Source organism: Mucilaginibacter glaciei (assembly GCF_014773245.1).
GTDB classification, from domain to species: Bacteria; Bacteroidota; Bacteroidia; order Sphingobacteriales; family Sphingobacteriaceae; genus Mucilaginibacter; species Mucilaginibacter glaciei.
Map to the genome: position 1 here is coordinate 1 of NZ_JACWMX010000016.1, position 4829 is coordinate 4829.

Below are 4829 nucleotides of genomic sequence, written 5' to 3' on the forward strand. Positions count from 1 at the left end.
CCGAACAGAGAAGTTAAGCCCGCCAGAGCCGATGGTACTGCAGTAAAATGTGGGAGAGTAGGTCGGTGCCCAATCTTAAAGTTAAACCCGTTATCCAACAAGATAACGGGTTTCTTTATTTATAAGAAGTTTTTTCCATCTGCACATCCGCACATCCAATCTGTTCACGTTCACCGCATGAACACCGTGAACATTCATGAACACCTCTTATTCAGTTACTTAGCTAAATCACCATACCGCTTTACTGACACACTCCTGTCACCAGATATGCAAAAAAATTACCCGGTGGTTTCAAACCAGGAGCAGGCTTTTAATAGAATCTGAGTTTTTTTTGCAGTCTTTAGTACACTTTAAATTACCCCGCCCCTCACAATTCATCTCTAAATATCTCTAAATTTCTTAAGTTACAATTATTCTGTAATGAAACCCCTCTATGCAGGCTTAAAGTAGCCTTAACAAGCCGTTCGAAGAGACGAAACGCCGACTGCATGCTAAACAATAATATTGATGATAAAACTCTTATATCACCGACAATATGTATCATTGTGTTAATGGAAAAACATCATATTTCTTTAATTCAAGATTACAGGAAGAAAATTCTTACGGCTAATAAGGAACTAACTAAAAAAGAAGCCTTTAAAGATTTACTAAATCGCCTTTATACCGGAAATAAAGAAATCGAAAAGATAATAGATGCAATAAGTGCAGGTGCGGAACGTGCGATAGTGAATATTCCCAGGTTTGATAAATTACATAGAGGAAGCGCGGATACTTTATATAATAGAGTAATTATTGAATTTGAAAACAATCTGAAGTTATCATTGATCCATGCCAAAGAGCAGTTGGCGGGTTATTTGTTAGGGCAATTTAAATCTGGAGAGGGATATAATTTTACATTGATAGCTTCTGATTTCTTGACTTGGAGAGTATATTCACCAGATATATCTCAAATTGGCCACCTTGACACGCTTAATGAAAATGAATTGCAGCTAACAGAGGTCATTACAGCTTCCTTTACCTTAAACGATGATAATGCCGAAGATTTTTTTTATTGGATAGATCGATTTCTTTTTAAAGAACAGAAAAGTAAAGCAACTTTAAAAAGAATTGAAGAAGCTTTTGGTTATCAAAGCCCCGTATTTATTGAGGGATTTAGAGAGCTTGACAAACACTTTAATGACGTAAAGAAATTTGGTGAGGTTCAAGTATCACTTGAGCAGTGGAAAAAATTCCTAAGTATCGCTTATGGATCATTCGATGCTAATGATAATAACTTTTTGATACATACCTATTTAAGTGTTTTTTCGAAAATGTTAGCTTACGTGGTTGTTTCTAATGATGATTATATAGACGATGAAGAATTAAAGGGAATTCTTAATGGAGATATTTTTCATAAATACAACATTAGAAATTTCGTTGACAATGATTTTTTCCATTGGGTAAAAAGCGACACAAGTTTTAAATTGTTAAAGAAACTTTTTAGATTAATTGCCCAAGAGTTGTCAGCATTTGATTTTACGAACGTTGACGAAGATATATTAAAAGGAGTCTATCAAGAGTTAATAGATTTAGATACACGCCATTCGCTAGGTGAATACTATACGCCTGACTGGTTATGCGAGAGAATTGTTGACGAGTATAGCTTTATCAAGTCTGATAAGATATTAGATCCGGCCTGTGGAAGCGGCTCTTTTTTGCGCGCATCAATTCATAGGATTAAAGTTTTGCATTCCGATATTACCGTGGAGCAAATAAATGAGATGATTTACGGTATAGATATCCATCCTTTATCTGTGCAAATTGCTAAGACAACGTTACTTCTAGCTTTAGGAAAGGATGTCATAAATGCAAAAAAACCAATTTATCTTAATATTACTTTAGCAAATACATTACTAGCGCCGGAAGGCACTGCAACATTGTTTGGAGGCGACTTTGCAATGAAAATTGATAGAGAAAACCACTATGTTAAAACGCAAATTTTAGATGACTTGCGATTATTTGATGAGGCACTAGGTATTTGTGAGGATTTAGCGGAACAGACAGTCAATCAAGAAGCCGAAGACATTAAAACTTTTGAAGCAATTTTGAATAGGCAATATGCGTCAGGGGGTATAAGTCAAAACATTGCAGATAGTTTTTACACAATTTATCTTGCGTTAAAAGAAGTTAAAGAGCGAGGACGGGATAGCATTTGGAAATTTATTGTTCAGAATTTATACAAACCTTATTTCTTAAAAGACAAATTCTCACACGTGATAGGTAATCCTCCTTGGTTTACCTATAGTTCAATAAAAAACGAGGAATACCAGAATACATTAAATGCTTTGGCGATTAAGTATGATGTTAAGCCTGTGAAAGTTGCGAACTTTCCCCATTTAGAGATAGCAGCAATTTTTATGGCTTATTGTTCCAGCTACTTTTTAAAAGACAGTGGTAAAATCGCGTTTGTATTGCCACGTAGTTTTTTTAGTGCTGATCATCATGATAACACGCGTAGCGGAAAAGCTAAAGGATTTAAATTACTAAACATATGGGATTTAGATAGAGTTTCACCACTATTTAGAATCCCCAGTGCTGTCTTGTTTGGAATGAAAGCTCATGTTAAGCGAAATTTACCGGCAGCAGGTTTACCAGGGAAGGTTTTTACTGGCAATTTGCCATCTCATAATTGCAACGGTGCGGTTGCTTCAAAAAAACTGTCCGAAATTACTGCCACTTGGTTTTATGTTAAGCAAGGTAAGTCCACAGCATTCAGCACAAAAAAATATAAAACTCAGGCTAAGATAAATCCTTATAAAAATGATTTTAAACAAGGAGCGACGATAGTTCCCAGGTCTTTTTATTTTGTAGAGCTTGATCAAGAAATACCTGCTGATTTTATCGGACGTACAATTAACGTCAGGACAGCAGAGGATGTTAAAGCTGACGCAAAAAAACCATGGAACATAGAATTAGCCGGGCGTGTCGAAAGTGAATTTATATTTCTTACAGCTCTTTCAAAAAGCATTTTACCTTTTGTACTGCATAAGCCTAATCTAATAGCGTTGCCGTTAATTGTTAAAGAAGATGAACATTGTGAAAAGAAAATAACATTAAAAACAAGCCAGGAATTACGACACGATGGATTTCTATTGGCATCTAAATGGTTTGGTAATTCCGAACGAATATGGGACATCCATAAAACTGAAAAAAATAGAAATACAACATCAAAGGATTATATAAATTGGCAAAATAAATTAACAGAACAAAATCTAAATGCACCTTATCTAGTACTTTACAATTCGTCAGCGAAAGACGCAAACGCGACAGTGGTTGTCAGAAGCCAATGGCCTTTAGAATTTATAGTCGAAAGTGTTACATATGTTTTACATACGTATTCTAAAGAAGAAGCCTATTACCTTGCAGGTATTTTGAATTCTAGAATACCTAATGAACAAATGAAAGATTTTCAAGCGAGGGGACTTTTTGGCGCGAGGCACGTGCACAAAAAGATACTAGACATATATTATCCAAAATTCAGTGAAACTAATAGTGACCATCTGTTACTCGCAAACTTAAGTAAGGCTGCCCATGAAAAAGCTAAGAATTATCTTTCCGTTCAGTCTTGCGGTAATTTATCAGGATTACTTCTGGGACGTATGAGATTAGAGATAAAAAAGCATCTTTCTGTCGAAATGTTACAAATTGATAAAATAGTGAAAAAAATTATCGGTTAACAATAACACGAAATCTGCAGGTGCGATTTCTCGCGCGCCTTAATTCGCACGCGGAGCTAGACTTGCGCTTACTCACGCGCGATTCAGGCGCTTAATCTTCCCTGTAAGACTTCGCTTCAAATTCGAATTTCGTATCACAAAAGAGATATACCTAGTTTCTTTGCTTGTAATGATAGGCGTGGTCAAGATCTTCCCCAGCCCCCCAACCCACCCAATTCCAAAAAAATCTCAAACCAAACGCCTTACTGCGTGTTTGCTAATAAAACATACAGCTATGAAAAATCCATTTCAACAAGAAGATAACAGTTTTAAATTGGTTGCCGGTTTAGCGTTGGGTGCCATTTTCGCGGGTGCTATTACCTATTTGTATATCAAACGCAAGGCTGATATTGACGATGCTGCTGCCGAACTAAAGGAACACGCACAGGATTATCTGAAGGATAAGGAAAAGCATATTAAAAAGATCAAGACGGATGTGAACGATTTGGCGGGTATTATCCACAAGGATTAATTACCCGGAAGAAATTTAATTTTCGTTTGCGAAGCCTCACCTGCTTGTTAGGGGAGGCTTCGTACGTTGTAAGGAAGCACTTGGCTTATTAAAACCACGCGTCATTGCGCGGAGCGATAGCGACAAAACAATCCCCGATAGGAAAGTCGACGACAAGCATGGTGGTGGTTCGACAGGCTCACCATGACAATCGGCTCTGTAAATCAGACCTGTGAATCGGGAGATTGCTTCGTACCTCGCAAAGACGTATTGGGGGCGGTGGTCATTCTGAGTTTGTCGAAGGAAGTGCGGTAGTGGTTCGACAGGCTCACGATGACAAGCGGTTGTGCAAATTATACCTGCTGATTGGAGATTGCTTCGTACCTCGCAAAGACGCATTTGATAGGGTCATCCTGAGCTTGTCGAAGGAAACGTGCGGTGATGGTTCGACAAGCTCACCATGACAATCGGCTCTGTCAATCAGACCTGTGAATCGGGAGATTGCTTTGTACCTCGCAATGACGCGTTTGGTAGATTGGTTCGACAAGCTTACCATGACAATCGGCTCTGGAAATCGTACCTGTTAATTAGGGATTGCTTCGTACCTCGCAAAGACGTGTTTG

At 37.7% G+C, this 4829-nt stretch carries 2 protein-coding genes and 1 rRNA gene; all 3 read left to right on the forward strand.

Annotated elements, in window-relative coordinates:
- Nucleotides 1-74 (forward strand): 5S ribosomal RNA (rrf, locus tag IDJ76_RS21290); the annotation flags it as partial.
- Nucleotides 75-551: 477 nt separating this feature from the next.
- Entirely contained in the window at nucleotides 552-3716 is a 3165-nt protein-coding gene (locus IDJ76_RS20675; RefSeq protein WP_191166278.1) for an N-6 DNA methylase, read from the forward strand.
- 274 nt (nucleotides 3717-3990) lie between these two features.
- Nucleotides 3991-4227, forward strand: a complete 237-nt coding sequence (locus tag IDJ76_RS20680) for a hypothetical protein (RefSeq protein ID WP_191166279.1) — start codon at nucleotides 3991-3993, stop codon at nucleotides 4225-4227.
- Nucleotides 4228-4829: the final 602 nt, after the last annotated feature.